The 24,076-nt window shown below is 73.1% G+C and carries 18 protein-coding genes; 11 read left to right on the top strand and 7 right to left on the bottom strand.

Annotation, left to right across the window (positions count from 1 at the left end; genetic code table 11):
• Genes ACFYXC_RS12385 through ACFYXC_RS12375 form a run of 3 tightly spaced genes read right to left on the bottom strand, consistent with a single transcriptional unit; the run spans nucleotide 1 to nucleotide 3,720 of the window.
• Nucleotides 1-2,712 carry an FtsX-like permease family protein gene (locus tag ACFYXC_RS12385; RefSeq protein WP_389549933.1) on the bottom strand — a complete coding sequence of 904 codons (2,712 nt, stop codon included), beginning with the start codon at nucleotides 2,710-2,712 and terminating at the stop codon, nucleotides 1-3.
• 4 nt (nucleotides 2,713-2,716) lie between these two features.
• Nucleotides 2,717-3,481: an ABC transporter ATP-binding protein gene (locus tag ACFYXC_RS12380; RefSeq protein WP_389549930.1), complete on the bottom strand. Its 765-nt coding sequence runs from the start codon at nucleotides 3,479-3,481 to the stop codon at nucleotides 2,717-2,719.
• A complete protein-coding gene (locus tag ACFYXC_RS12375; RefSeq protein WP_388913356.1) occupies nucleotides 3,478-3,720 on the bottom strand; it encodes a hypothetical protein in 243 nt (80 codons plus the stop codon). The genes ACFYXC_RS12380 and ACFYXC_RS12375 overlap by 4 nt, the downstream gene beginning before the upstream one ends.
• Nucleotides 3,721-4,049: 329 nt before the next feature.
• Between ACFYXC_RS12375 and ACFYXC_RS12370 the strand changes: the two genes are divergently transcribed.
• The 3 genes from ACFYXC_RS12370 to ACFYXC_RS12360 all read left to right on the top strand — a co-directional run bounded on the left by ACFYXC_RS12370 (nucleotide 4,050) and on the right by ACFYXC_RS12360 (nucleotide 7,330).
• Nucleotides 4,050-5,267 carry a sensor histidine kinase gene (locus ACFYXC_RS12370; RefSeq protein ID WP_389549927.1) on the top strand — a complete coding sequence of 406 codons (1,218 nt, stop codon included), beginning with the start codon at nucleotides 4,050-4,052 and terminating at the stop codon, nucleotides 5,265-5,267.
• Entirely contained in the window at nucleotides 5,255-5,914 is a 660-nt protein-coding gene (locus ACFYXC_RS12365; RefSeq protein WP_388913362.1) for a response regulator, read from the top strand. Before ACFYXC_RS12370 ends, ACFYXC_RS12365 begins: the two co-directional genes overlap by 13 nt.
• Before the next feature lie 234 nt (nucleotides 5,915-6,148).
• Nucleotides 6,149-7,330 (top strand): serine hydrolase domain-containing protein, encoded by a 1,182-nt coding sequence (locus ACFYXC_RS12360; protein ID WP_388913365.1) that lies wholly within the window; start codon nucleotides 6,149-6,151, stop codon nucleotides 7,328-7,330.
• A 138-nt stretch (nucleotides 7,331-7,468) separates the two neighbouring features.
• Here ACFYXC_RS12360 and ACFYXC_RS12355 read toward each other — a convergent pair whose 3' ends face one another.
• Together ACFYXC_RS12355 and ACFYXC_RS12350 are read right to left on the bottom strand one after the other, a co-directional pair.
• Nucleotides 7,469-7,783: a hypothetical protein gene (locus tag ACFYXC_RS12355; protein ID WP_389549923.1), complete on the bottom strand. Its 315-nt coding sequence runs from the start codon at nucleotides 7,781-7,783 to the stop codon at nucleotides 7,469-7,471.
• A 215-nt stretch (nucleotides 7,784-7,998) separates the two neighbouring features.
• On the bottom strand, nucleotides 7,999-10,962 hold the full coding sequence (locus ACFYXC_RS12350) for a BTAD domain-containing putative transcriptional regulator (RefSeq protein ID WP_389549920.1): 2,964 nt from the start codon (nucleotides 10,960-10,962) through the stop codon (nucleotides 7,999-8,001).
• A gap of 223 nt (nucleotides 10,963-11,185) precedes the next feature.
• On the opposite strand from ACFYXC_RS12350, the gene ACFYXC_RS12345 reads away from it, so the two are divergent.
• Nucleotides 11,186-12,409 (top strand): amidohydrolase family protein, encoded by a 1,224-nt coding sequence (locus tag ACFYXC_RS12345; RefSeq protein ID WP_388913374.1) that lies wholly within the window; start codon nucleotides 11,186-11,188, stop codon nucleotides 12,407-12,409.
• A gap of 72 nt (nucleotides 12,410-12,481) precedes the next feature.
• Here ACFYXC_RS12345 and ACFYXC_RS12340 read toward each other — a convergent pair whose 3' ends face one another.
• Nucleotides 12,482-14,752, bottom strand: a complete 2,271-nt coding sequence (locus ACFYXC_RS12340) for a 2Fe-2S iron-sulfur cluster-binding protein (RefSeq protein WP_389550055.1) — start codon at nucleotides 14,750-14,752, stop codon at nucleotides 12,482-12,484.
• Between the two features lie 107 nt (nucleotides 14,753-14,859).
• Nucleotides 14,860-15,666, bottom strand: a complete 807-nt coding sequence (locus ACFYXC_RS12335; RefSeq protein ID WP_389549916.1) for a siderophore-interacting protein — start codon at nucleotides 15,664-15,666, stop codon at nucleotides 14,860-14,862.
• Nucleotides 15,667-15,777: 111 nt separating this feature from the next.
• Here ACFYXC_RS12335 and ACFYXC_RS12330 point away from each other — a divergent pair, with 111 nt between their 5' ends.
• The 7 genes from ACFYXC_RS12330 (at nucleotide 15,778) to ACFYXC_RS12300 (ending at nucleotide 24,009) form a co-directional block, all read left to right on the top strand.
• The gene (locus ACFYXC_RS12330; protein ID WP_389549914.1) at nucleotides 15,778-16,398 is read left to right on the top strand and encodes a TetR/AcrR family transcriptional regulator; all 621 of its coding nucleotides are present in this window, start codon (nucleotides 15,778-15,780) and stop codon (nucleotides 16,396-16,398) included.
• 102 nt (nucleotides 16,399-16,500) lie between these two features.
• The gene (locus ACFYXC_RS12325) at nucleotides 16,501-17,451 is read left to right on the top strand and encodes a TIGR03619 family F420-dependent LLM class oxidoreductase (RefSeq protein WP_389549911.1); all 951 of its coding nucleotides are present in this window, start codon (nucleotides 16,501-16,503) and stop codon (nucleotides 17,449-17,451) included.
• Nucleotides 17,452-17,535: 84 nt separating this feature from the next.
• Nucleotides 17,536-18,318, top strand: a complete 783-nt coding sequence (locus tag ACFYXC_RS12320) for an SDR family NAD(P)-dependent oxidoreductase (protein ID WP_389549908.1) — start codon at nucleotides 17,536-17,538, stop codon at nucleotides 18,316-18,318.
• A gap of 123 nt (nucleotides 18,319-18,441) precedes the next feature.
• Nucleotides 18,442-19,560 carry an LLM class flavin-dependent oxidoreductase gene (locus ACFYXC_RS12315; protein ID WP_389549905.1) on the top strand — a complete coding sequence of 373 codons (1,119 nt, stop codon included), beginning with the start codon at nucleotides 18,442-18,444 and terminating at the stop codon, nucleotides 19,558-19,560.
• Nucleotides 19,561-19,667: 107 nt separating this feature from the next.
• Nucleotides 19,668-21,398, top strand: a complete 1,731-nt coding sequence (locus ACFYXC_RS12310) for an amidohydrolase family protein (RefSeq protein ID WP_389549902.1) — start codon at nucleotides 19,668-19,670, stop codon at nucleotides 21,396-21,398.
• A 25-nt stretch (nucleotides 21,399-21,423) separates the two neighbouring features.
• On the top strand, nucleotides 21,424-22,875 hold the full coding sequence (locus ACFYXC_RS12305) for an aldehyde dehydrogenase family protein (protein WP_389549899.1): 1,452 nt from the start codon (nucleotides 21,424-21,426) through the stop codon (nucleotides 22,873-22,875).
• Nucleotides 22,876-23,253: 378 nt separating this feature from the next.
• Nucleotides 23,254-24,009, top strand: coding sequence for an SDR family oxidoreductase (locus ACFYXC_RS12300; protein ID WP_389549897.1), 756 nt, complete (start codon nucleotides 23,254-23,256; stop codon nucleotides 24,007-24,009).
• Nucleotides 24,010-24,076 lie beyond the last annotated feature (67 nt).

The raw sequence follows: 24,076 nt of genomic DNA, 5'->3' as shown, positions 1-24,076 counted from the left end.
CTACTCGCGGGCGGACAGCGCGTGCGCCGGGGCCGTGCGCAATGCCTGCCTGGTGGGGAGCTCGACCGTGACGAAGGCCGTGCAGATCACGGTCAGCGCGACGACGGGGAGGAGCCACACGGGGCCCGCGGGCCAGGGCCGGTCCAGGAAGCCGATGCCGAGCAGCGCGAGAGGGATCGCGGACAGCAGCACCCCGGTGCCCAGTGCGGCGGCCCCGATGACCGCGGCCTCGCGGCGCATCATCGAGAGGACCTGCCGCGGCGTGGTGCCGTTCAGGCGCAGCGCGGCGATCTCGTTGCGCCGTTGGGCCGTCGTCGCGACCAGCTTGTTGGCGATGCTGAGGAGCAGGTAGCCGAGGAGCACGACGATGGTGGCCAGGTTGATCCAGACCGTCGCCGGCGCGTCGCCCAGGCTCTCGCCGCCGCCGGTGTCGGTGGGTTCCAGGACCAGCCCCGGCCGGGACGCGGCCAGCGCGGTGAGGGCGCGCCGCGCGGCGTCGGTGCCGTCGGTGCGTACGAGGACGCTCTGGTCGAGGCCGGCCGTGGTGTGGCCCGCGGCGAGGTCGCGGGAGAGGACGACCTGCCCGAAGCCGAGGCCGCGGTCGTAGACGGCGACGATCTCGGGCCTGACCCGGCTGCCGTCCCCGAGGACCAGGGTGACGCGCTCGCCGACACCGGCGGAGCGGGCGACCTCGCTGCTGACGGCGACCGTGTCCCCGGTGAGCCGCGCCGTGTCGCCGTCCCGCACGCCGAGGTCCAGGACCTTCGACGCGGCCGGTGTCAGGATCATCGCCGGGCCCGCCTCGGCCTGTGGTTCGCCGAGCATGTCGTGGATCCACACGACCGTCGTGTCGCCGACCGGGGCCGCCGCCCGTACACCGGCGGTCTCCGTGACGGCGGCCAGGGTGCCGGCGGGTACGCCGCCGAGTCCCGGCGCGCTCAGCCGCTGCTGGGCGAGGGTGCCGGTACGGGTGTCCTGCGCGGTGGCGCTCATGACGGTCGTCTGCGCCAGCGTGTAGGTCAGGACGAAGACCACCGCCATGGCGAGGGCGCTGACGACCCCCGAGATCCGCAGGGCGTATCCGCGGATGTTCGCCACCGCGAGCCAGGTCGGGGCGGAGACGCCGGGCCGCAGCCGCCGGGCCGCCGCGTCACCGATACCGCGGACCAGGGCGGGTCCCGCCAGGGCCAGGCCGATCGCCCCGATGATGCCGGCCATGGAGGTGGCCGCCGCGCCGAGGACCGTCCGGTTCAGCAGCGGTACCGCCGACAGCGTGGTGGCGGCGACGATCAGCAGCAGACCGGCGCGGGCCCGGAGCCTGGAAGGGGTACGGGGCTCGCTGCGCGACTCGGCGACCGCCTCGGTGGCGGGCCTGCGCGAGGTGCGCCACGCGGCGCCGCGGGCCGACGCCTGGACGGCGAGACCCAGGAGCAGCACGGCGGCGAGGGCGGGCAGCGGGCTGTACGTGAGCGGCAGCGCCTCCGGGATCACCTCGCGGTCGACCAGCATCCGCCGGAACTGCCCGGCCAGCAGGTAGCCGAGGCCCACCCCGGGTACGGCCGCCACGGCGGCGACGAGTGTGGCCTGCGTGGCCGCGAGCCGCCTGATCTGCCGGGGTGTCGCGCCGACGGCCCGCATCAGGGCGAGATCGCGCCGCTGGCCGCCGATCGACACGGCCAGCGCGCTCGCCATCACGAACCCGATGATCAGCATGATGATCCCGGAGAGGGAACCGGCGAGCAGGATCAGCAGCGAACGGGACGCGCCCGCGCCGGGGGAGGCGATGTCGCCGCGGTCGGAGCCGGTGGAGGCGATCAGCTTGGCACCGGTGCCGCTGCTGGTGCCGGTGTCCGCACCAGTGCCAGTGCCGGTGCCTGTGCCGGAGTCGGCACCAGTGCCGGTTCCTGTGCTGGAGTCGGTGCCGGGGGTGGCGGCGGTGTCCTTGTTTCCGGTGCCGGTGCCGGTGCCCGCGTTCCCGGTGCCGGTGTCCGCGCCCGCGTCCTTGATCGCCTCGCGGGCCGCGGCGGCCACCGCGGCCTCGGCGCCGGGCTCGGTGCGCAGGCCCACCAGGTCCACGGTCCCGGCGCGCTCCCCGCCGGCGCGCCCGGACAGCCGTACCGCGGTCGGGTCGGCGAAGAGGATGCCGGCGTCCGGGGCGCCGACCACCGCCGTGACGCGGTACGCGGCGGCGGACCGGCCGGCCGCGACGACCTCGACCTCGTCGCCCACCCGGACGCCCGCGGCCTCGGCCGTCGCACGGTCCAGGGCCACCTCGTCGGCGCCGGCCGGTGCGGCGCCGGCCACGTCCGGATCCGTGAGCAGCCTGGTCGAGGACCAGCCGTGCCCGGCGGCCCGCGGGTCCTGCGTCGGTACGACCCGGCCACCGGCGTCGATCACGGCGGCCGGGAAGCTGACGTCGCCCACCGCGGCGGTGACACCGGGCAGCCCGGCCAGCCGGCCGACGAGACCGGCCGGGACCGTGCCGCGCTCCGGGAGGGCGATCGGCAGATCCCCGGCCGGGTGGAAGCTCTGGTCGGTGGAGACCACGACGTCCGCGCCGGCGAGCCGCCCGGCGGGCAGCTCGGAGCGCAGCCCCGACTCGGCGAGTATCCCGGTGCCGGTGATCAGTGCCGCGCCGCCGAGCACCGCGCACGCCACCGCCAGCAGGGCGGCGATGCGGTGTCCGGCCATGCGGACCGCGAGATGCAGCATGGTTCTAGACCTCTCCCAGCTTGACGAGGCGGTCGGCGAGTTCGGGGGCGGTGGGCCGGTAGAGGCGGTCGACCACCCGGCCGTCGGCCATCACCAGCGCGTGGTGCGCCTGGGCGGCGGCGGCCGGGTCGTGGGTGACCATCACCACCGTCTGGCGCAGCTCGTCGACCAGCTCGCGCAGCAGGCCGAGCACCTCGTGGGCGCTGCGCAGGTCCAGGGCGCCGGTCGGTTCGTCGGCGAAGACGACGGCGGGCTTCGCCACCAGCGCCCGGACGATCGCCGCCCGTTGCTGCTGGCCGCCGGAGAGCTCGGCGGGCCGGTGCGACAGCCGGTCGGCGAGACCGACCCGTTCGACCAGCGTGCGCAGCCACTCCCGGTCGGGGGCCCGCCCGGCGAGACGCAGCGGCAGCGTGATGTTGTCGGCGACGCTGAGGGCGGGGATCAGGTTGTACGCCTGGAACACGAAACCGATGTGCTCGCGGCGCAGTTCGGTGCGGCGGGCCTCGTCGAGCCCGCTGATCTCGCGGTCGCCGATGCGGATGCTCCCCGAGGTGGGGGAGTCGAGACCGGCGGCGCAGTGCATCAGCGTGCTCTTGCCCGAGCCGGAGGGCCCCATCACGGCGAGGAACGTGCCGTGCGCCACGGTCAGCGACACGTCGTCGAGGGCGCGGACGCCTCCCGCGTACGTCTTGCTGACGTTCGCCAGGGTGATGACCGGAGCGGGCGGTGCCGTCGCCGGCCGGCCGGCTCCCGCGAGGATCCCGCTCATCGCCGGCCCCGCAGGTGCCGGGTCACGAGCACCGTCGCGCACAGCGCGGTGACCGCGCCGCAGACCAGGTGGACCTGGGTGGAGGCGGCGCTGTAGGAGGCCGCCATGTTGCCGACGGTGCTGATGACCAGCACCAGCCACAGTGCCGTACGCACCACGGCGCCGCGGGTGACGCCCTGGCCCGCCGGGTCCGTGCCGTCGGTGCCGCCGTCGAGGCGGTAGGGGTCCGTGGTGGTCATCGCTGTCCCTCTTCGGATTCGTCGAGGCCCCTCGCCGGGTCCTCACCGTGTCGGGCCCTGGGCGGGCCTCGCTGTCCTCACCGAAATTACGGATCAGGACCCCGCGCGGCCGAGCCCGCCAGCAGCCCGACTGGGGGTACAGCAGGCTGTACCTCTACGCTCCTGATCGACAGTGAACCGGTCGTCCGGCCGGGGCCGTTCGGGATGGAGAGGGGAGTGGGCGGATGCCGGCCTCCACCGGAGGGGACGAGCGCGGGAGCGGACCCGGGAGCGGGTCGGGGAACGGGCCCGGAAGCGGGTCCGGGGGCCGGCCCGGGGTCCGGACCACCGTGGTCCGGGCGGCCGGCGCGGCCGTCGCCGCGCTGGAGGAGCTCGTCGGCGGATTCGGGACGGCGCTGCTGGCGCTCGTCGTCCTGGCCTGGTCGGCCGTGACCGCCGTGACGTCCCTGGTGGGCGTCGGACTGCTGATGGCCCCGATGCTGCTGCGTGCCCTGCACGCCCTCGCCGGCCGCGAACGCCACCGGCTCGGCCGGCGGGGCCCCGAGGTCATCGGCCCGGACCCGGCACCCACCCGGCTGCGGCTCGCCCTCGTCGACCCGACCACGCGGCGCGAACTGCGCTGGCTGGTCCGGCACGCCACACTGGGCCTGCTGCTCGGCCTGGCCGGCGCGCTGCTCCCGGTGCTGGCCGTGCGCGACGCCGCGTTCCCGCTGTACTGGCGGCTGCTGCCGGACGGCGCGACCAGTACGTCCCTGGGCATCGGCGTCGCGGAGACCTGGGCCGACGCGCTCGCCGCCGGACTGCTGGGGCTCGGCTGGGCCGCCATCATCCTGGGCCTCACCCCCGGCATGGCACGGCTCCAGGCCCGGCCGGGCCGCATCCTCCTCGCGGCCGGGCCCGACACGGACCTGTCCCTGCGTGTCGCGGAACTGACCGCCACCCGGGCGGCCGCCCTGGACGCCCACGCCACCGAACTGCGGCGCATCGAGCGCTCGTTGCACGACGGCACCCAGAACCGGATCGTCACCGTCACCGTGCTCCTCGGCGCGGCCCGCCGCATGGTGGCCCGTGACCCGTCGGGCGCCGACGAACTCCTCGAACGGGCCCAGAGCGCCGCCGAGCAGGCCCTGTCCGAACTGCGCTCGGTCGCCCGGGGCATCCTGCCGCCCGTCCTGGCCGACCGGGGGCTCGCCGGCGCGCTCACCGGACTCGCCGCGAGCTGCCCGGTGCCCTGCCGCATCGACGTCGAGGCGCCCGAGCGGTGTGCCGCGTCCGTGGAGGCGACCGCCTACTTCGTGGTGGCCGAGGCGTTGACGAACATCGCCAAGCACAGCGGCGCGCGGCAGGCGGCGGTCACCGTCCGCAGCCGGGGCGGGCGGCTGCGCCTGGACATCACCGACGACGGCCGCGGCGGTGCCGACTCGGCGGGCGGTTCCGGGCTCACCGGCATCCGCGACCGGATCGCCGCCCACGACGGCACCCTCGAACTGGCCAGCCCGCCCGGCGGCCCGACGACTCTCAAGGTGGAACTGCCATGCGGATTGTGATCGCCGAGGACGACGCGCTGCTGCGGGAGGGGCTCGCGCTGCTGCTGCGCGCCGAGGGCCTCGACGTGGTGGCCACGGCCGGCACCGCCGACGGCGTCCTCGACGCCATCGACACCCACAAGCCCGACGTCGCCATCCTCGACGTACGGATGCCGCCGACCCACACCGACGAGGGGATCGTCGCGGCCGTGGAGGCGCGGCGGCGCAGGCCCGATCTCGCGGTCCTCGTCCTGTCCGCGTACGTCGAGCAGTCCTTCGCCACGGAACTGCTCGTCGGCGGGGTCACCGGGCTCGGCTATCTGCTGAAGGAACGGGTCGGACGGGTCGAGGAGTTCCTGGACGCGCTGCGGCGGGTGGCGGCCGGCGGGACGGCCATCGACCCGGAGGTCGTCGCGCAGCTCTTCACCCGCAGCCGCCAGGACACCCGCCTCGAACGGCTCAGTCCGCGCGAGCGCGATGTGCTCGCCCTGATGGCGGAAGGGCTGGGCAACGGGGCCATCGCCGAGCGGCTCGTCGTCACGGACGGCGCCGTCCACAAACACATCCGCAGCATCTTCGCCAAGCTCGACCTGTCCCCCGCCGACCAGGTGGACCGCCGGGTCGCAGCGGTCCTGAGATACCTGGACGACGCCCGCCGCCGAACCTGACACCGAGGGGACGTGCGGCGCGGTCCCCGCGCGGCGGAGCCGCACTCCCGGGGCGGGGCCCCGTCCCGCTCCCCTCCGTGGTGTCGGTACAGCAGGCGCTACCCGTGGCCGGGGGCAGGCGCCCCCGGTGGGTGGGGTGTCTGCCCGATCGTGGTGTGTGGCTGGAGTTCCTAGCGTGGTGGGCACGCCGCGACCGCGGTCCGATCGACACGACACCCGAGGAGCCCGCGACCGATGAAGACCAAGCTCACCTCCCGGCTGGTGGTCACGACCCTGGTGACCGCGCTGGCAGGCGTCGGCCTGACCCTGCCCGCGGCGGGCGCCGACGGCATCGCCGGCTCCGCGGCCGGGCCGGCGTACAGCGAGACGCTGCAGACACACGTGGACGCGATCATGCGGACCGGGACCGTGGGCGTCGTGGCCCGGTCGACGGGCCCGCGCGGCGTGCGGTACGCCACCGGCGGCGTCGCCGACCGGGAGACCGGCGAGGTCCCGCGCCCCGGTGACAGGTTCCGTGTCGCCAGCGCCACCAAGACGTTCGTCGCCACGGTGGTGCTGCAACTCGTCGGCGAGGGGCGGCTGTCGCTGGACGACACCGTGGAGCACTGGCTGCCCGGAGCCGTGTCCGGCAACGGCAACGACGGCGGCGCGATCACCGTACGGCAGCTGCTCCAGCACACCAGCGGGCTGTTCGACTACACGGCGGACTTCCCGGAGTTCGCCAGTACGGCCGGCTACCAGGCCGGCCGGTACACCACCTGGAGCCCGGAGGAGCTGGTCGCCATCGCGACGCGGCACGCCCCGGCCTTCGAGCCCGGTGCCGCGTGGGGGTACTCCAACACCAACTACATCCTCGCCGGGATGATCATCCAGAAGGTGACGGGGCACAGCTGGGAGCGGGAGGTCGGCGAGCGCGTCATCCACCCGCTGGGCCTGCGCGACACCCTGGCCCCGACGACGTACGCCCGGATCCCGGGCCGTCATCTGCGCGGCTACTCCAGCTTCGAGGAGGCGCGGCCGGCGATCGACGTCACCGAGTTCAACCCCTCCGCGGGGGGCGCGGCGGGCTCCATGGTCAGTACGACGGCCGACCTGACCCGTTTCTTCCGGGCGCTCCTCGGCGGGCGGCTGCTGCGCCCGGCGGAGCTGGCGGAGATGAGGACGACCGTGCCGGCCCCGGAGCTGGACCCCGCGTGGCCCGGCGTACGGTACGGCCTCGGCCTGATGGAGGTCCCGCTGTCCTGCGGCGGCGCGTACTACAGCCACGGCGGCGACCTGCCGGGCTACACGACCCGCGACGGCGTCAGCGCGGACGGCCGCCGGGCCGTCGTCCTGAACGCGACCGGCGACGGCTCGGCGGACCTGTCGTCCCAGCGCGCCCAGAACGCCCTGATCGACGACGAACTCTGCGCGTGAGCCGAGCGGGCGTCGCCTGCCTGCCTCTTGTCTGTCTGCTTGTCTGCTTGCCTGCCTGAACCCTGCCGCGGACAGACTTCGGCCGCGGTGGCTCCCCCTCCGCGCCACCGCGGCCGATCCCCGTCGGGAGAAAAGTCCCTACTTGTTGTCCAGGCCGAGTGACGGCGGCGCCGGCATCGGGTTGTCCAGCGTCGTGACGGCGCCCTTGGCGGGCTCGCTCGGCATGGGGTTGTCCAGGGTGACGGCGTCCGGGTCCTTCGTCGGCGTCGGCATCGGGTTGTCCATGGCCGTGGCGTCGGGTCCGGCGGTCGGCGTCGGCATCGGGTTGTCCATCGTCACGACGTCAGGTCCGGCAGTGGGCGTCGGCATCGGGTTGTCCATCGTGGTGATGGTCTCGTCCTTGACCGAGTCGTCCGGCAGAGCCGCGTCCGTGTCCTTCTTCTTGTCGCTCATGGGGTTGACTCCCTCTGCTGTGGTGACGAGTGAGGAACGCCCGTCCGGAGGCTCCCCCGAGGGCCGCCGGACGGGCGTTCGGAGCCGCAGACTAGCCGGTCGGGCTCCTGGTCAGACCGTCTGCCCCCCGACGCGACGGTGTGACAGGTAGAGAGTGACGCGCGGCGATAAACAAACGCTGAACGTCTGCATCCGCCCAGGTCGGAGGCGGTCCTTCAGGCGGCCGTCGCGGGGGTGAGCAGGGCGCGTACCTCCGCGGCCTCCACGGCACCGCACCCTTCGTAGAGGCTGAGGGCGTCGCGCCAGCAGGCCGTGGCCCGGTCCACCTGCCCCAGCACCGACAGGGCCCGCCCCAGGAGCGTCAGGACGTTGCCCCGCATACGGTCACCGCCGATGCACCGGAGCGCGAGCGCCTGTTCGGCGTGCTGGGCGGCCTGGGCGGGGCGACGGGCGGCCAGATGCACCTCGGCGATGCGGAAGTGCGTCGTCCCCTCCCAGAGCCGCTGCCGGTGGTCCCCGAGGATGCCCAGGGCCTCGGAGAAGTGGCCGAGGGCCTCGGAGTGCCGGCCCGCCATGTGCAGCGCGATGCCCACGGCGTAGTGGCTGTTGGCGAGGCGCACGGTCCGGCCGAACTCGGCATGGATCGCGACGCCGCGCTGGGCGATCTCGACCGCCTTGGTGATGTTGCCCATGCCCAGGTGGGCGCGCGAGAGGTTGCAGAGGCTGGTCGCCTCGAACGGCCGGTTGTCCGCCGCCCGCAGCAGCTCTATGGCCTGGTCGAAGAAGCCCTTGCCGTCCGCGGGGCGGCCCTGGTGCAGGCAGATGAGTCCCCGGTTGTTGGCGACCCAGCTGATGGCGGTGGCATCCTGCGCGGAGCCCGCGAGGTCCATGGCGAGCCGGGCCTCTTCCTCCGCCTGCTCGATGCGGCCGGAGACCAGGAGGACGTCGGTGAGGATCGTCCGGGCCCGGCCTTCCGCGTGGGCGTCCCCCACGCTCCGGGTGGCCTCGCACATCGCCCTGGCCGTCGTCTCGTACTGGTGGGAGTTCGCCCCGGACTCGGTGAGGTCCTTGGCCGCCCAGAGGAGGTCGACGGCGCGGCACTGCCTGTCCGTGCCGACGGACTGCCGTACGCAGGCCAGCAGGGAGGCCGCCTCGGTGTAGAGCCAGTCGAGGGCGGCCGCGCCGTCGTCGAACTCCAGCCCGCGGTACTCGGTGGTCTCCAGGTGGTCCACGAGCCGGTCCCCCGGCCGTTCGATCGCGTACACGCCCGCCGCCGTGGCCAGGTAGAAGTCGAGCAGGCGCGACAACGCGGACGTGCGTTCGCCCGGCGGCTGTTCGTCCCGCTCGGCGCACGCACGCGCGTAGAGCCGGACCAGATCGTGGTAGCGGTAGCGGCCGGGCGCGGCCGACTCCAGGAGCGAGGTGTCAACGAGGGACTCCAGTACGTCCTCCGCCTCCTCGACCGGGAGGTCCAGCACCGCGGCGGCCGCCGCCAGCGAGATGTCAGGGCCGTCCGCGAGGCCGAGCAGCCTGAAGGCGCGGGCCTGGACCGCCTCCAGCTGGCCGTAGCCCAGCTCGAAGGTGGCCTTCACGGCCAGGTCGCCGGCCTGCAGCTCGTCCAGGCGCCGCCGCTCGTCCGCGAGCTTGTCCGCCAGGACCGAGACCGTCCAGGTGCGCCGGGCCGCCAGCCGGGACGCGGCGATCCTGATCGCCAGCGGCAGGAAGCCGCAGGCGGCCACCACGTCCAGCGCCGACTGCCGCTCCGAGGCGACCCGCTCCGCGCCCACGATCTTCGTGAAGAGCTGGAGGGCCTCCTCCGGGGACATCACGTCGAGGTCCACCAGGTGCGCACCGGCCAGGTCGACCATCCGCACCCGCGAGGTCACCAGCGCGGCGCACCCTTCCGTGCCGGGCAGCAGGGGCCGCACCTGGGCCGCGTCCCGGGCGTTGTCCAGCAGCACCAGGACCCGGCGGCCGTCCAGGACCGAGCGGTACAGGGCGGCCCGCTCGTCCAGGGTGTCGGGGATGGCCGAGTCCGCGGTGCCCAGGGCGCGAAGGAAGGCGCCCAGGACGGCCGCCGGTTCGGCGGCCCGCGCGCCCGCGCCCTGGAGGTCCACGTACAGCTGTCCGTCGGGGAAGATGCCGCGCGACTGGTGGGCGACGTGCACGGCCAGCGTCGTCTTGCCCACGCCGCCGATCCCGGCGAGCGCGGACACCGCCATCACCCGGCCCTCGGAGGTGGCGAGCACCTCGCTCAGCTCGGAGACGAAGGACGCCCGGCCGGTGAAGTCCGGAACGTTGGCCGGCAGCTGGGCGGGCCGCACCGGGGTGGCCGCGACCTCCGGGGCGAGCGGCGCCGAGGGCTCCGCGAGGCCGGGGTCGGCCTGGAGGATGCGCTGCTGCAGTTCCTGGAGGTCGGGACGCGGATCCACGCCCAGCTCGTCCGCGAGCAGGCGCCGGGTGTCGGCGTACGCGGCCAGCGCCTCGGCCTGCCGGCCCGAGCGGTACAGCGCCAGCATGAGCAGCTCGCGCAGCCGCTCCCGCAGGGGGTGGGCGGCGGTGAGCGCGGTGAGTTCCGAGACGGCCTCCGCGTGGCAGCCCTGTTCGAGGTCCATGTCCAGGCGGGTCTCGGTGAGCTGGAGCTTCCACTCCTGCAGGCGGGTGCGCTGGGTCTCCGCGTACGGGCCCGGCACGTTCGCCAGCACCTCCCCGTCCCACAGGTTCAGCGCCTTGTTCAGCAGGGCGCGCGCGTGGCACAGGTCACCGACGGCCTTCGCCTTCTCCGCGTCCGCCGCCAGTTCCTGGACCAGCGCCACGTCCAGGGTCCCGCCGGGGCCGCCCGGACCGGACGCGTCGGAGAGCCGGATCGCGTACCCGCCCGACTCGCTGACCAGTACGCCCGGGGAGAGGACCTTGCGCAGCCGCGAGGCATACGTCCGCACCGCCGCCAGTGCCTGCGAGGGCGGCTCGTCGCCCCACAGGGCGTCGATCAGCTCACCCGCCGTGGCCGTGCGGCCCTCGCGGAGCAGCAGGGCGGCCAGCAGGGCGCGCTGCTGCGGGGACCCCGTGGGAAGCGCCTCCGCCCCGCGCCAGGCGCGCACCGGACCGAGCACGCTGAAGCGAAGGGCCGCCGATTCCTCGGGGCTCCACTGCTCCGGTGCTCCCGGTACTCCGTCCATCGCTGTCCCCCTGCCGAACCGTCATGACAACCAGGCCAGTTTGCCTTGTTCATGGCGGATGCGTCAGCCGTGGGAGACACCGATCACAGGCCGCCATGCCAAGTTCGTGCAACCCCTCACAGGGCCCACACCCCGTCCTCGCAACCTCGCGGCGGCACCGGGCATTCCGGAGACCGCCGCCCAGTAGCTGACGGGCCGTCAGATCAGCGCTACGGTACGACGCATGGAGACCTTCCCGAAGATCATCTCGGTGGACGACCACACGGTGGAACCCCCTCATGTCTGGCGGGACCGGCTCCCGTCGAAGTACCAGGACAGCGGGCCGCGCGTCGTCCGCGCCCCACTGAAGGAAATGACGTTCCTGGGCGGCAGGTTCGCCCCGGTCATGGGCGGCCCCGGTGACGAGGGGCCGATCGGCGACTGGTGGGTCTACGAGGACCTCCACCGCCCGCTCACCCGGCTCGACACCGCCGTCGGCTACGACAGGGACGAGATCAAGCTGGAGATCATCACGTACGAGCAGATGCGCCCCGGCTCGTACGACGTCCCGCAGCGTCTCGCCGACATGGACGTCAACCACGTGCAGTCCGCCCTCTGTTTCCCGACCTTCCCCCGTTTCTGCGGCCAGACGTTCACCGAGGCGAAGGACCGCGAGCTGGCGCTGCTCTGCGTGCGGGCCTACAACGACTGGATGGTCGAGGAGTGGTGCGGGCCCCAGGCCCAGGGGCGGCTGATACCGCTCACCCTCATCCCGCTGTGGGACGCGGAGCTGGCTGCGCGGGAGGTGCGGCGCAACGCCTCCCGCGGAGTACGGGCCGTCGCCTTCTCCGAGATACCTCCGCACCTCGGACTGCCCTCCGTTCATACGGACGAGTGGGATCCGTTCCTCGCCGCCTGCGACGAGACCGGCACGGTCATCGCCATGCACATCGGGTCGAGCAGCCGGATGCCCTCCACCTCGGCCGACGCGCCGCCCGCCGTCGGCTCCACCATCACCTTCGCCAACTGCTGCTTCTCGATGGTCGACTGGCTGATGAGCGGCAAGTTCGAGCGTTTCCCGAACCTCAGGGTCATGTACGCCGAGGGCCAGATCGGCTGGATCCCGTACATCCTCGAACGCGCGGACGTGGTGTGGGAGGAGAACCGCGCCTGGGGCGGCGTCGCGGACAAGGTCCACCGGCCGCCCTCCGAACTCTTCACCGGGCACGTCCACGGCTGCTTCTTCGACGACGCCTTCGGTCTGCGGAACCTGGACGCCATCGGCGTCGGCAACGTCCTCTACGAGACCGACTACCCCCACTCCGACTCCACCTGGCCCGAGTCGCGCGCGGTCGGCGAGGCGCAGATGGGCCACCTGGAGGCGGACGTCGTCGACCGGATCGTCCGCAGGAACGCGATCGACCTGCTGGGCCTGACGCGGGACGGGCTCTGGGCGTCGGCGAAGTAGCGGAGCAGGAGCGGAGCGACAGAGGAGCAGCGGAGCGGCGGAGAAGAAGCAGGGGCGCGGCGGCCGTGGCGGTCACGGGTCCGCGATGTCGAGGGTGACCTCCGACAGCGGGCAGCCCACGCACGTCAGCACGTAGCCGTCGGCCTTCTGCCGCGGCGTGAGGCAGTTCGGCCCGTCCTGGGCGACCTCTCCGCCGCGCAGCCTCACCATGCACTCGCCGCAGTTCCCGACCGTGCAGGAGAACGGCAGGGGCAGCCCCGCGGCGAGTCCCGCGTCGAGCAGCGTCTGGCCGGGCTCGACCACCGCCGTGCCGACGGGACGTCCGCCGTCCTCGACGGTCATCACCCGCGGCACCGTCGTCGTCGCGGTACCGGTACCGCCGTCGGCCCCGCCGGTGTAGCGCTCGTGGTGCACCAGCTCGTCCGGGACCCCGAGCCCGGACAGGACGCCCCGGACGGTGTCCATCAGCGGCCCGGGTCCGCACACGTAGTGGTGCGCGCCCCGGGCCGGGGACAGAGCGGTGACCCAACGGCGTACGCCGTCCGCGTCGAGTCGCCCGTCCTGGCCGGTCAGGACGTGGGTGACCGACAGCCGGCCGGGATGGTCCTTCGCCAGTCGGGTCAGTTCCTCCGCGAAGATGATCTCGTCAGCGCTGCGGCTGCTGTAGAGCAGGGAGATCCGGCCGCGGACCGGGCCGGTCGTCGCGAGGCGGGTGCGGATCATGCTCATCATGGGCGTCACGCCGCTGCCCGCCGCGACGAGCACGATCTCGTCCGGGGCGTCCGGGGCCTGCGGCTCGTCGTGGAAGGACCCCGACGGGCCGCGCACCGCGAGGACGTCCCCGGCGCGCAGACCGCGGTGCACGTACGTCGAGAACCGGCCGCCCTCCACGTGCTTGACGGTGACCTCCAGCCGGGCCGACCCGGGCGCGGAGGAAGCGGAGTAGGCCCGCCGGACCGGACGGCCGTCGATGTCGGCGACGAGCGTGAAGAACTGGCCCGGCCGGAAGTCGAACACCCCCGGCCCCGGACTCCCGTCGACGTCCTCCAGCACCAGGGTGACGGCACTCGGTGTCTCCCGGCGCACCGCTGCGACACGCACCTCCCGCAGAGGGTCCACCCTCCCGCCACCGCCGGCGGGATCGGTGAGAGCAGCGGGATCGGCAGGATCGGCAGCGCGTCGGCGCAGGAATCCACGGCGCCGGCCGCCCGCGCCGGGCCCGGTGTCCGTGGGGTCCCGGTGGTCCTCGTACCCCTCCTTGCGCAGGCCGGAACGGTAGGCGCGGTCCGCCACCAGCCGCAGCAGCCGGGTCACCCCCGGGATCGCGCCGACGGCCCTGAGCAGGAACGCGGGCGGTCCGCCCGCGGACTCGGCCGAACCGGCGGCGAGGTGGGCGCCGGCCATGGCCATCAGGTCCGGCATCCTGCCGCCCGCGAGGTGCACGCCCGGCGTCCACAACCGCGAGCGCGCCACGGCGTCGTTGCCGGTCACCTCGGCGTGCTCCACGTCGATGAGCAGCGCCAGCTGCGGGGGCATCCCGCGCAGCGCCATCGTCTCCAGCAGCGCGGGATCGTCGGTGATCGCGCCGCGGCCGCGGACGTGGAGGACACCGGTGCGCCCCGGAACGAGTGCGGCGAAGGAGAGCCGGTCGTCCCGCAGCAGGTTGTGGAGCGTGTCGGCCCGCTTGTTGCCCTTGCGGTCCGGGATGACCAGCGTGCGACCGTCCAGGATCCGCGCCACCGTCTGCCGGTCGCCGCGCGGACTCGTGTCGCTCCCACCGGAGGAGTCCCACGTGGACAGGGCGAGGAAGGGTGCCGCGGCCAGGAAGTCGGCCACACCGGGGCGGAGCAGGGGCCCGTCCCCGGTGATCCCGGCGGCCGGCCCGGTGCGGGGGACGGGTGGCTGCCACAGCCTGGACCGGAGGACGGCCTGCGCGCAGTGCACGTACGCCTCCTCGATGTCGACGGTCGTCTCCGCGCCCCTGCGGGCCTTCCGGCCGTTCCGGTCGGCCACCGAACCGTTGACGCGCAGGATCTCCCCGACACCCGGCAGGAGGAAGAAGAACGAGACCGGTCCGTGCGGGACGTCCTTGTGCGGGTCGCTCCCGTGCGGGTCGCCGGACCCGGGCAGGGTGAACGAGATCCGCGTGGGCGAGTGGACACGTACGAACCCCGGCCTGCCGCCGATGAAGGTCGTCCTGCTGGTGCCGTCGGCGTCCCGGTAGCCGAAGGCCGCGACGGGACACCGGGCGAGGACGGTTCGGCAGCCCTCGTCGAGGGCGCTGATCTGCTTGAGCATGACCACCGACGCGGGGCGGCCGACGGTCGCCTCGACCTCGTCCACCGTCGTCAGGCGGCGCGGGCCGCCCGACGGGTCTGCGCCCGACCGCTCGGCCTGCCGCTCATGCTGTGCCTGCTGTTCACGCTGTTCCTGCTGCACAGGAATTCCTCTCAGCCAGGGGTGGAACGGCCCAGGCGCCAGTAGCCGACGAACGAGATGTCCTGCCTGCGCACGCCACGGTCGTTGACCAGATGCCGCCGCACCGACGTGGCCAGCCGGGACTCGCCCGCGACCCACGTGTAGAAGCGGCCGGGCGGGAGCGACGCGCGGCGCACCGCGTCCAGCGCCAGGGTGCCCGGCCGCAGCTCCTCGTCGTCGCGGGCGAACCAGTGGATGCGGGCCCCGGCCGGCGGCTCGACGGAACGGATGTCGGCCGCGGTCGCCACCTCCAGGTAGACGTCGGTGGCCAGGGAGGGCGGTGTTCCGTCGAGGATCGACAGGATGGCGGGCAGCGCGGTCTCGTCGCCGACCAGCAGTTGCCCTTCCGCGTGTTCCGGCAGCCGGTAGGTGGTGCCGATGTCGAAGATCCCGGCCGGATCGCCCGGTTCGGCCCGGCGCGCCCAGGACGACATGGGCGAGTCGGAGCCACCGTGCAGGGCGAATTCGATGTCGATCTCGTCGTCAGCGGGCCGCGCACGCCGGATCGTCAGATTGCGGACCCACGGGCGGACCGACTTCGGCAGCAGCAGGAGCTGGGCGATCCAGGCGTCGTTCGAGACGGTCGGCATCCGCAGCGCGGTCTGTCCCTCGCGGGGGAAGAACAGGCGAACCGCCTGGTCCCCGCCGGCGACGGTGAGGTCCCGCACGGCCGGCCCGCCGAGGGTCACGCTCGCGAAGCCCGGCGTGAGGAACACGCGACGACGCACCTCCAGCGTGATCATCGTGCGCGACTCGGGAAGGTGCACCTTGGGGATCACGACGGCCCACCCGCTTCGGGGACGGCCTTGTTTTCGCAGCTCATGGCACTATTGTGAGCAATAGCTCAGCTCTTTGGCTACTCGCTTTTCCCGCCCTCAGGAGGTCTTCGGATGTCGTCGGCCGATCGTCGTCTTCAGCCACGTCGCAAGCCCCGGCAGGTGCGCGCCGAGCTCACCCGTGAGCGCATCCTCGCCGCCGCTGCTCACGTTTTCGTCGAGTTCGGATACGCCGCCGGCACCACCAACCGCATCGCCGAACGCGCCCGCATCTCCATCGGCTCGCTGTACCAGTACTTCCCGAACAAGGACGCCATCCTCGCCGAGCTGCTGGTGCGGCACATCGACCGCGGCACCTGGACGCAGGCGGACCAACTCGACCTGTCGCCAGGGACCTTGGAGGCGATGGTGCGGGCCCTGGTCCGCGACGCGATCGACAACCACCGCGACGATCCCCAGCTGCTGCGAATCATGTTCGAGGAGGCGCCGCTCTCGCAGGAACTGCTCGACACGATCGACCGGCACGGACGGGACCGCGTCGGTCAGGTACGCGATCTCCTCGCCCGGCATCCGGACGTCCGGGTGCGGGACCTCGGCACCGCGGCCGAACTGATCGTCTTCACGGTCGAGGTGAACACGCACAAGCTGATGGCCGATCCGAGGACGATCCCGGAGGAGACCTTCGGGGGCGAGCTGGTGGACATGGTCACCCGCTATCTGCGCGGCGACCAGTAGCTCCCCGCAAGTAGCTCCCCGCACCTTGCCTGACGGGCCGTCAGCTATGACGATGGAGGCCGCCGGGTGAGATGACGGTTCGTCAGCTGAAGGGTGCCGCTCATGCAGGTTCCACCCGCTCCGCCCGAACGGCGGCTGGCGTACGGGATGCAGCTCCCGGTCCAGTCGCAGAGCACCCTCTACGCCGAGGCGTGGGAGGCCGACGCCGGTCCGGCGGATCTCGTGGAGATCGCCAGGGCCGCCGACGCCGCCGGCTTCGCGTACCTCGCGAGCTGCGACCACGTCGGGGTCCCGCGACGGCTCGCCGCCGCGATGAGCACCGTCTGGTACGACCCCGTCGCGACCCTCGCCTTCCTGGCCGGGGTCACCGAGCGGGTGCGGCTGCTCAGCCATGTCGCGGTCGTCGGCCTGCGGCACCCCCTCGCCACCGCCAAGCAGTACGCCACCCTCGACCACCTGAGCGGCGGCCGGCTGGTCCTCGGGGTCGGCGCCGGGCACGTACCGGAGGAGTTCGAGGCGCTGGGAGCGGACTTCGAGCGGCGCGGGGCCGTACTGGACGAGTGCATCGACGCGCTGCGGGCCGCGCTGGGCCCGGACGAGTTCCCCGCCCACCACGGGAAGCTGTACGACTTCGAAGGGCTCGGCCAGCGGCCCAGGCCGACGCAGGAACGGGTGCCGGTGTGGGTCGGCGGGTCCTCCGCCGCGGCCGTCCGGCGGGCCGCGGTCAAGGGGGACGGGTGGTTGCCGCAGGGGGACCCGCGGGAGCGGCTGCCCGCGCAGATCGCCCGCCTGCGGAGGCTGCGGGAGGAGGCGGGTGCGGCCGGTCCGTTCACGGTCGGCGCGATCACCGAACCGCTGTACGTGGGGCGGGCCTCCTGGGAGGTGGGGCGCCGCACGCTCACCGGCGCCGCGGAGGAGATCGCCGAGTCGCTGCGGGCCTACCGGGCGATGGGCGTGCACCAGATCCAGGTGCGGTTCCGGTCGCGTAGCCGCAGCGAGGTGACCGACCAGATGGCGGCCTTCGGGGCCGGGGTGGGCCCGCTCCTCGGGTAGGCCCGCTCCTCGGCCGCGGGTCGTCCCCGGCCGCTCGCGCAGTTCCCCGCGCCCTCTGGGGCGCCCTCTGCTCAGGGAGATGTCATGGGTCGGTTGGACGGGCGGGTCGTGGTGGTCACCGGGGCGGCCCGGGGGCAGGGCGAACAGGAGGCGCGGCTCTTCGTCGCGGAGGGGGCCGAGGTCGTTGTCGCCGACGTGCTCGACGAGCAGGGGAAGGCGCTCGCCGAGGAGCTGGGCGCCCGGGCCCGGTACGTCCACCTGGACGTGAGCCGGGAGGAGGACTGGGCGTCCGCCGTCGCGGTGGCGAAGGAGACGTACGGGAAGGTCGACGGGCTCGTCAACAACGCCGGCGTCCTGCGCTTCAACGCCCTCGTCGACACCCCCCTCGACGAGTTCATGCAGATCGTGCGCGTCAACCAGGTCGGTGTCTTCCTCGGCATCAAGGCCCTGGCGCCCGAGATCGAGGCGGCCGGCGGCGGGACCGTCGTCAACACCGCCTCGTACACCGGGCTCACCGGCATGGCGTACGTCGGCGCGTACAGCGCGACCAAGCACGCGATCGTCGGGCTCACGCGCGTGGCCGCGCTGGAACTGGCCCCGAAGGGGATCCGGGTCAACGCGGTCTGTCCCGGCGCGATCGACACGGCCATGAGCAATCCGGCCCCGCTCGGCCCGGCGACGGACGCCGAGGCGGCGGCGGAGGGCGTCGCCCGCTTCTACCGCAGACTCGTCCCGCTCGGCCGGATCGGCAGGGCCGAGGAGGTGGCCCGGCTCGCGCTCTTCCTCTCCTGTGAGGACTCCTCCTACATCACCGGCCAGCCGTTCGTGATCGACGGGGGATGGCTGGCGGGCGTCAGCGCCATGTGACGGGCCGTCAGCTATTGACGCTCGGAGGGTGCGGTGCCACAGTCGGCGGCAAGCTCATCTGACGGTATGTCAGGTTGTGGACGGGCGAACAGCGGCCAGGCGAACAGGGGACGGTGAACCTCCGTGGAATTCGGGCTCTTCGTACAGGGGTACGTGGGCAAGCGGGCCGAGACCGATCCGCTCGCCGAGCACAAGGCGCTGATGGAGGAGACGGAGTACGTCATCCAGGCGGACAGGTCCGGCTTCAAGTACGCCTGGGCGTCCGAACACCACTTCCTGGAGGAGTACTCGCACCTCTCCGCGAACGACGTCTTCCTCGGCTACCTCGCCCACGCGACCGAGCGGATCCACCTGGGGTCCGGCATCTTCAACCCGCTCGCCCAGGTCAACCACCCCGTGAAGGTCGCCGAGAAGGTCGCCATGCTCGACCACCTCTCGGAAGGCCGCTTCGAGTTCGGCAGCGGACGCGGAGCCGGCTCGCACGAGATCCTCGGCTTCCTCCCCGGCATCACCGACATGAACCACACCAAGGAGATCTGGGAGGAGACCATCGCCGAGTTCCCGAAGATGTGGCTCCAGGAGGAGTACCCCGGGTTCCAGGGCAAGCACTGGCAGCTCCCGCCCCGCAAGATCCTCCCCAAGCCGTACGGGAAGTCCCACCCCGCCATGTGGTACGCCGCCGGGTCGCCGCCCTCGTACGCGATGGCCGCCCGCAAAGGGCTCGGGGTGCTCGGTTTCAGTGTGCAGAAGGTCTCCGACATGGAGTGGGTCCTGGAGCAGTACAAGAGGGCCGTCGTCGAGGCGGAGCCGGTCGGGGACTTCGTCAACGACAACGTGATGGTGACGACGACGGCGATCTGCGCGCCGACGCACGCCGAGGCGGTACGGGTGGCCGTGGCGGGCGGACTGCACTACCTGCCCTCGCTCGTCTTCCGCTACCACGACACGTTCCCGCGGCCCGAGGGGTTCCCCGTGTGGCCCGAGACGCTGCCCGAGTACACCGAGGAGCTGATCGAACTCCTCATCGCCGAGGAACTGCTGATCTGCGGCGACCCGGACGAGGTGCTCACGCAGTGCAAGCGGTGGGAGCAGGCCGGGGCCGACCAGCTGTCCTTCGGACTGCCGGTCGGGGTGCCCAAGGAGGAGACGCTGCGGACGATCCGGCTGATCGGGGAGCACGTCGTCCCGAAGATCGACACGGATCCGGTGCACCGGACCACGCGGTTCCGGGGGGCCGTCTGAGCTCCGACGGCGGCTGCGGGAGCGTTGTGGCTGGTCGCGCAGTTCCCCGCGCCCCTCGGTGAGTACGCGCACTGCAAGCCGGAAACTGCAGGGGAGAGAGGGCTCTGGTGCTTGACCATCTGATCGAGGGTGTGACCGTTGTCGACGGGTCGGGCGAGGCCGCCCATGTCGCCGACGTGGGAATCCGGGACGGACGGATCGCCGTCATCGGGGACGTGGACGAGGATGCCCGGACGAGCGAGGACGCACGCGGGCTCGTCCTCGCGCCCGGATTCGTGGACCCCCACACGCACTACGACGCCCAGCTCTTCTGGGACCCGTACGCCACGCCCTCCCTCAACCACGGGGTGACGACGGTCGCGGGTGGGAACTGCGGGTTCACCCTCGCCCCCCTCAACCCCGCACGACCCGAGGACGCCGACTACACGCGCCGGATGATGTCCAAGGTCGAGGGGATGTCGCTGGTCGCGCTGGAGCGGGGGGCGCCGTGGAACTGGAGCGGCTTCGGGGAGTACCTGGACGCCCTTGAGGGACGTATCGCCGTCAACGCCGGTTTCATGGTCGGGCACTGTGCGCTCCGGCGGCACGTCATGGGGCCGGACGCGGTGGGCGGGCAGCCGAGCGAGGAGCAACTGGCCGGGATCGTCCGGCTGGCGCACGAGGCCATGGACGCCGGTGCCTGGGGGTTCTCCACCACCCAGTCCTCGACCCACTCCGACGGCGACGGGAAACCGGTCGCCTCCCGGCACGCGGGGCCCGCCGAACTGCTGGCGCTGTCCCGGGCGGTCGGGGAGCACGAGGGCACGCAGATCGAGGCGATCGTGGCCGGGTGCCTCGACCAGTTCAGCGACGCGGAGATCGACCTGTTCGTGGAGATGAGCGCGGCGGCCGGCCGGCCCCTGAACTGGAACGTCCTGACCATCGACGCCGCCGTCCCCGAGCGGGTGCCCCGGCAGCTGTCCGCGAGCGAGCAGGCACGGAAGGCGGGCGGCCGGGTCGTCGCCCTCACCATGCCGATCCTCACCCCGATGAACATGTCGCTGGGCACCTTCTGCGCCCTCAACCTCATCCCCGGCTGGGGCGAGATCCTCGGCCTCCCCGTGCCCGAGCGCATCGCGAAGCTCCGCGACCCCGCGGTCCGGGCCGGGATGCTGCGGCGGGCCGACTCGAAGGAGGCCGGCGTCTTCCGGCGCCTCGCCGACTTCGGGCGGTACGTCATCGGGGACACGTACAGCCCGGAGAACGAGGGCCTCACCGGGCGGGTCGTCCGGGACATCGCGGCCGAGCGGAAGCAGGAACCCTTCCAGTGCCTGGTGGAGATCTGCGCCAACGACGCACTGCGTACGGTCCTGTGGCCCATGCCGACCGACAACGACCCCGGCTCGTGGGCCCTGCGCCAGGAGACCTGGCGGCACGAGGACGTGCTGCTCGGCGGTTCGGACGCGGGAGCCCACCTGGACCGGATGTGCGGCGCCCCGTACACGACCCGGTTCATCGGGGACTGCCTGCGGGGCCGGCGGCTGGTGTCCCTGGAGCGGGCGGTGAAGATGCTCACGGACGACCCGGCCCGGCTCTTCGGGCTCCGTGAACGGGGCCGGATCGCGGAGGGATTCCATGCGGACCTCGTGCTCTTCGACCCGGACCGCATCGACGCCGGCAAGGCCACGCTGGTGCACGACCTGCCGGGAGACAGCCCGCGCCTCGACTCGAAGGCGATCGGCATCAGGGCGGTCTGGGTCAACGGCGTCGAGTCGATACGCGACGACGTGGTGACCGGAGCCGTACCGGGCAAGGTGCTGCGGTCGGGCCGGGACACCCGCACGGTCAGTACACGGTGACGCGGTACCGGACCCGGGGGATCACGTGAGCGACGGGCAGCGGCTGTTCATCGGCGGGTCGTGGGTGGAGCCGGACGGCGGCCACTACGAGGTGGTCGACCCGGCGACCGAGGAGGTCGTCGGGGCGGCGCCGGAAGCCTCCCGGGACCAGGTGCACGCGGCGGCGGGCGCGGCCCGCGACGCCTTCGGCGCCTGGTCGCGCACGGCACCGGAGGAGCGGGCCGCCGTCCTGCGCCGGGCGGCCGGGGAGATCCGCCGCAACCTCGTCCCGTACGCGGAACTGGCCCGGGCGGAGACCGGGGCGACCACCGGGACCGCGCGCGGCATGCAGGTGGGGGTCGGGGCGGCCCGTTTCGAGCGGTACGCGCGCGTGGAGCCCGTCGAGGAGCCGCTGCCCCCGCAGATCAACGCGGCGGGCCCGTTCGGCGGGGCCGCCGTCCTCGGCGCGCTCGCCGTACGCCGGCCGGTGGGCGTGGTCACCTGCATCACCTCGTACAACAACCCCTGGGCGAACCCCGCCGGGAAGATCGCGCCGGCGCTGGCGATGGGCAACACGGTCGTCGTGAAACCCGCGCCGCAGGACCCGCTCTCCGTGTACGGGATGGCCCGGGCGCTGCAGGCGGCGGGCGTACCGCCGGGCGTCGTGAACGTCGTCGGCGGTACGCGGCCGGAGGTCGGGGAGGCGGCCGTCGACTCGGACGACGTGGACATGGTGAGCTTCACCGGTTCGACCGCCGTGGGCCGGCGTATCGCCGAGGTGTGCGGGCGCGGTATGAAACGGCAGCTCATGGAGCTGGGCGGGAAGGGCGCGGCGATCGTCTTTAAGGACGCGGACCTGGACTCGGCGGTCCGCGGCATCGGGACCACCTTCTCCTTCTACAGCGGCCAGATCTGCACGGCCCCGACGCGGGTGCTCGCGCAACGGCCGGTGTACGACGAACTGGTGGCCCGGCTGGCGGCCTACGCGGCCCGTCTGACGGTGGGGGACCCGCGGGCCCCGGACACGGTCGTCGGGCCGGTGATCTCCGCCGCCCACCGGGACCGGATCGAGTCCTACGTCGAACTGGGCCGCAAGGAGGGGGCGCGGTTGGTCGCGGGCGGCGAGCGGCCCGCTCTCGACCGCGGCTTCTACGTGGCCCCCACGCTGCTGGCGGACTGCACCAGCTCCATGCGGGTGGTGCGCGAGGAGATCTTCGGACCGGTCGTCGTGGTCCTCCCCTTCGGCGACGAGGAGGAGGCCCTCGCCCTGGCCGACGACAGCGACTACGGCCTGATCGACTACGTCTGGTCGGGCGACGTGGCACGCGCGTTCCGCGTGGCGGGCCGCCTGCGAACGGGCGGGGTCGGCATCAACACGGTGGGCCGCAACATGGAGGCCCCGTTCGGCGGCTTCAAACAGAGCGGAGTGGGCCGGGACGTAGGGACATACGCCCTGCACGCATACACCGAACTCCAGTCCTTGGTATGGCAGACCTGACCCGCGCTCACGGGTTCCGGCCCGCTCTTCGGGGGCGCGCTTTGGGGTTCGGGCCCGCTGTTCGGGGGCGCGGGCGGGGCTGCGCTCTCGGGTCCGGGCCCGCCTTTCAGGGACGCGGGCGGGGCGCGCTTTCGGGTTCCGGCCCGCTGTTCAGGGACGCGGGGAACTGCGCGACCAGCCCCCACCGCCCCGCACCCGACGGCCGACGCAACCCACTGCTCCGCTCCGGGCAGGGCGCACCCTCAGCACGCTGACGCCCACCAACCCGTAGCGGCGCTACGATCAGGGGTAGCGTCGATACGTTTCCGGTGTTAGCGTTGTTCTCGTCGGGAAGCGAACACCGCTACCCCGAGCCCCGAGACCAAGGAGCGCACCGCCATGACCGACCCCACAACCCCCCAGCCCCGCACCCGCGTAGCGATCGTCACCGGCGCCTCCCGCGGCATCGGACGAGACACCGCGGAGCGCCTCGCGGCCGACGGATTCGCCGTGGTCGTGAACTACGCGGGCAACGAGGCCGAAGCGGACAAAACCGTCGTCGCGATCACCGAGGCGGGCGGCCGAGCGGTCGCGCACCGCGCCGATGTCGCCGAAGAGACCGAGATCGCGACGCTCTTCGACACCGCCGAGCAGACGTTCGGCGGCGTCGACGTCGTCGTCCACGCGGCCGGCGTCATGACGCTGGCCCCCCTCGTGGACACCGACCTCGACGCCTTGGACCGCATGCACCGCACCAACATCCGCGGCACCTTCGTGGTGGACCAGCAGGCCGCACGCCGACTGCGCCCGGGCGGCGCGATCATCAACTTCTCCAGCTCCGTCCTCGCCCTCGCCCTCCCCGGCTACACGGGCTACGCCGCCACCAAGGGCGCCGTCGAGGCCATGACCCTGATCCTCGCCCGCGAGCTGCGCGGCCGGGACATCACCGTGAACGCCGTGGCGCCCGGCCCGACCGCCACCGCCCTGTTCCTGGACGGCAAGGACGAGGAGACCATCGCGCGGATGGCCGCCCAGCCGCCGCTGGAGCGCCTCGGCACGCCCAGCGACATAGCCGGGGTGGTGTCCTTCCTGGCCGGCCCGGCCGGCCGCTGGGTCAACGGCCAGGTGGTCCGCGCCAACGGCGGCATCGCGTAAGCCCAGCACGCCCCTCCTTCCTCTCCCTCACCCTCACCCTCACCCTTCCCCCTCCCTCCCTCCCTTC

Origin of the sequence: Streptomyces sp. NPDC002701 (genome assembly GCF_042889045.1) — a bacterium.
In the GTDB taxonomy this organism is placed as follows: Bacteria; Actinomycetota; Actinomycetes; order Streptomycetales; family Streptomycetaceae; genus Streptomyces.
This window is presented reverse-complemented; position numbering and strand designations above follow the sequence as displayed.

Excerpts from the sequence above, each read along its gene's own strand:
- ACFYXC_RS12385 (WP_389549933.1), bottom strand. The coding sequence starts at position 2,712 with ATGCTGCATCTCGCGGTCCGCATGGCCGGACACCGCATCGCCGCCCTG.
- ACFYXC_RS12380 (WP_389549930.1), bottom strand. The coding sequence starts at position 3,481 with ATGAGCGGGATCCTCGCGGGAGCCGGCCGGCCGGCGACGGCACCGCCC.
- ACFYXC_RS12375 (WP_388913356.1), bottom strand. The coding sequence starts at position 3,720 with ATGACCACCACGGACCCCTACCGCCTCGACGGCGGCACCGACGGCACG.
- ACFYXC_RS12365 (WP_388913362.1), top strand. The coding sequence starts at position 5,255 with ATGCGGATTGTGATCGCCGAGGACGACGCGCTGCTGCGGGAGGGGCTC.
- ACFYXC_RS12360 (WP_388913365.1), top strand. The coding sequence starts at position 6,149 with ATGAAGACCAAGCTCACCTCCCGGCTGGTGGTCACGACCCTGGTGACC.
- ACFYXC_RS12355 (WP_389549923.1), bottom strand. The coding sequence starts at position 7,783 with ATGAGCGACAAGAAGAAGGACACGGACGCGGCTCTGCCGGACGACTCG.
- ACFYXC_RS12350 (WP_389549920.1), bottom strand. The coding sequence starts at position 10,962 with ATGGACGGAGTACCGGGAGCACCGGAGCAGTGGAGCCCCGAGGAATCG.
- ACFYXC_RS12345 (WP_388913374.1), top strand. The coding sequence starts at position 11,186 with ATGGAGACCTTCCCGAAGATCATCTCGGTGGACGACCACACGGTGGAA.
- ACFYXC_RS12330 (WP_389549914.1), top strand. The coding sequence starts at position 15,778 with ATGTCGTCGGCCGATCGTCGTCTTCAGCCACGTCGCAAGCCCCGGCAG.
- ACFYXC_RS12325 (WP_389549911.1), top strand. The coding sequence starts at position 16,501 with ATGCAGGTTCCACCCGCTCCGCCCGAACGGCGGCTGGCGTACGGGATG.
- ACFYXC_RS12320 (WP_389549908.1), top strand. The coding sequence starts at position 17,536 with ATGGGTCGGTTGGACGGGCGGGTCGTGGTGGTCACCGGGGCGGCCCGG.
- ACFYXC_RS12300 (WP_389549897.1), top strand. The coding sequence starts at position 23,254 with ATGACCGACCCCACAACCCCCCAGCCCCGCACCCGCGTAGCGATCGTC.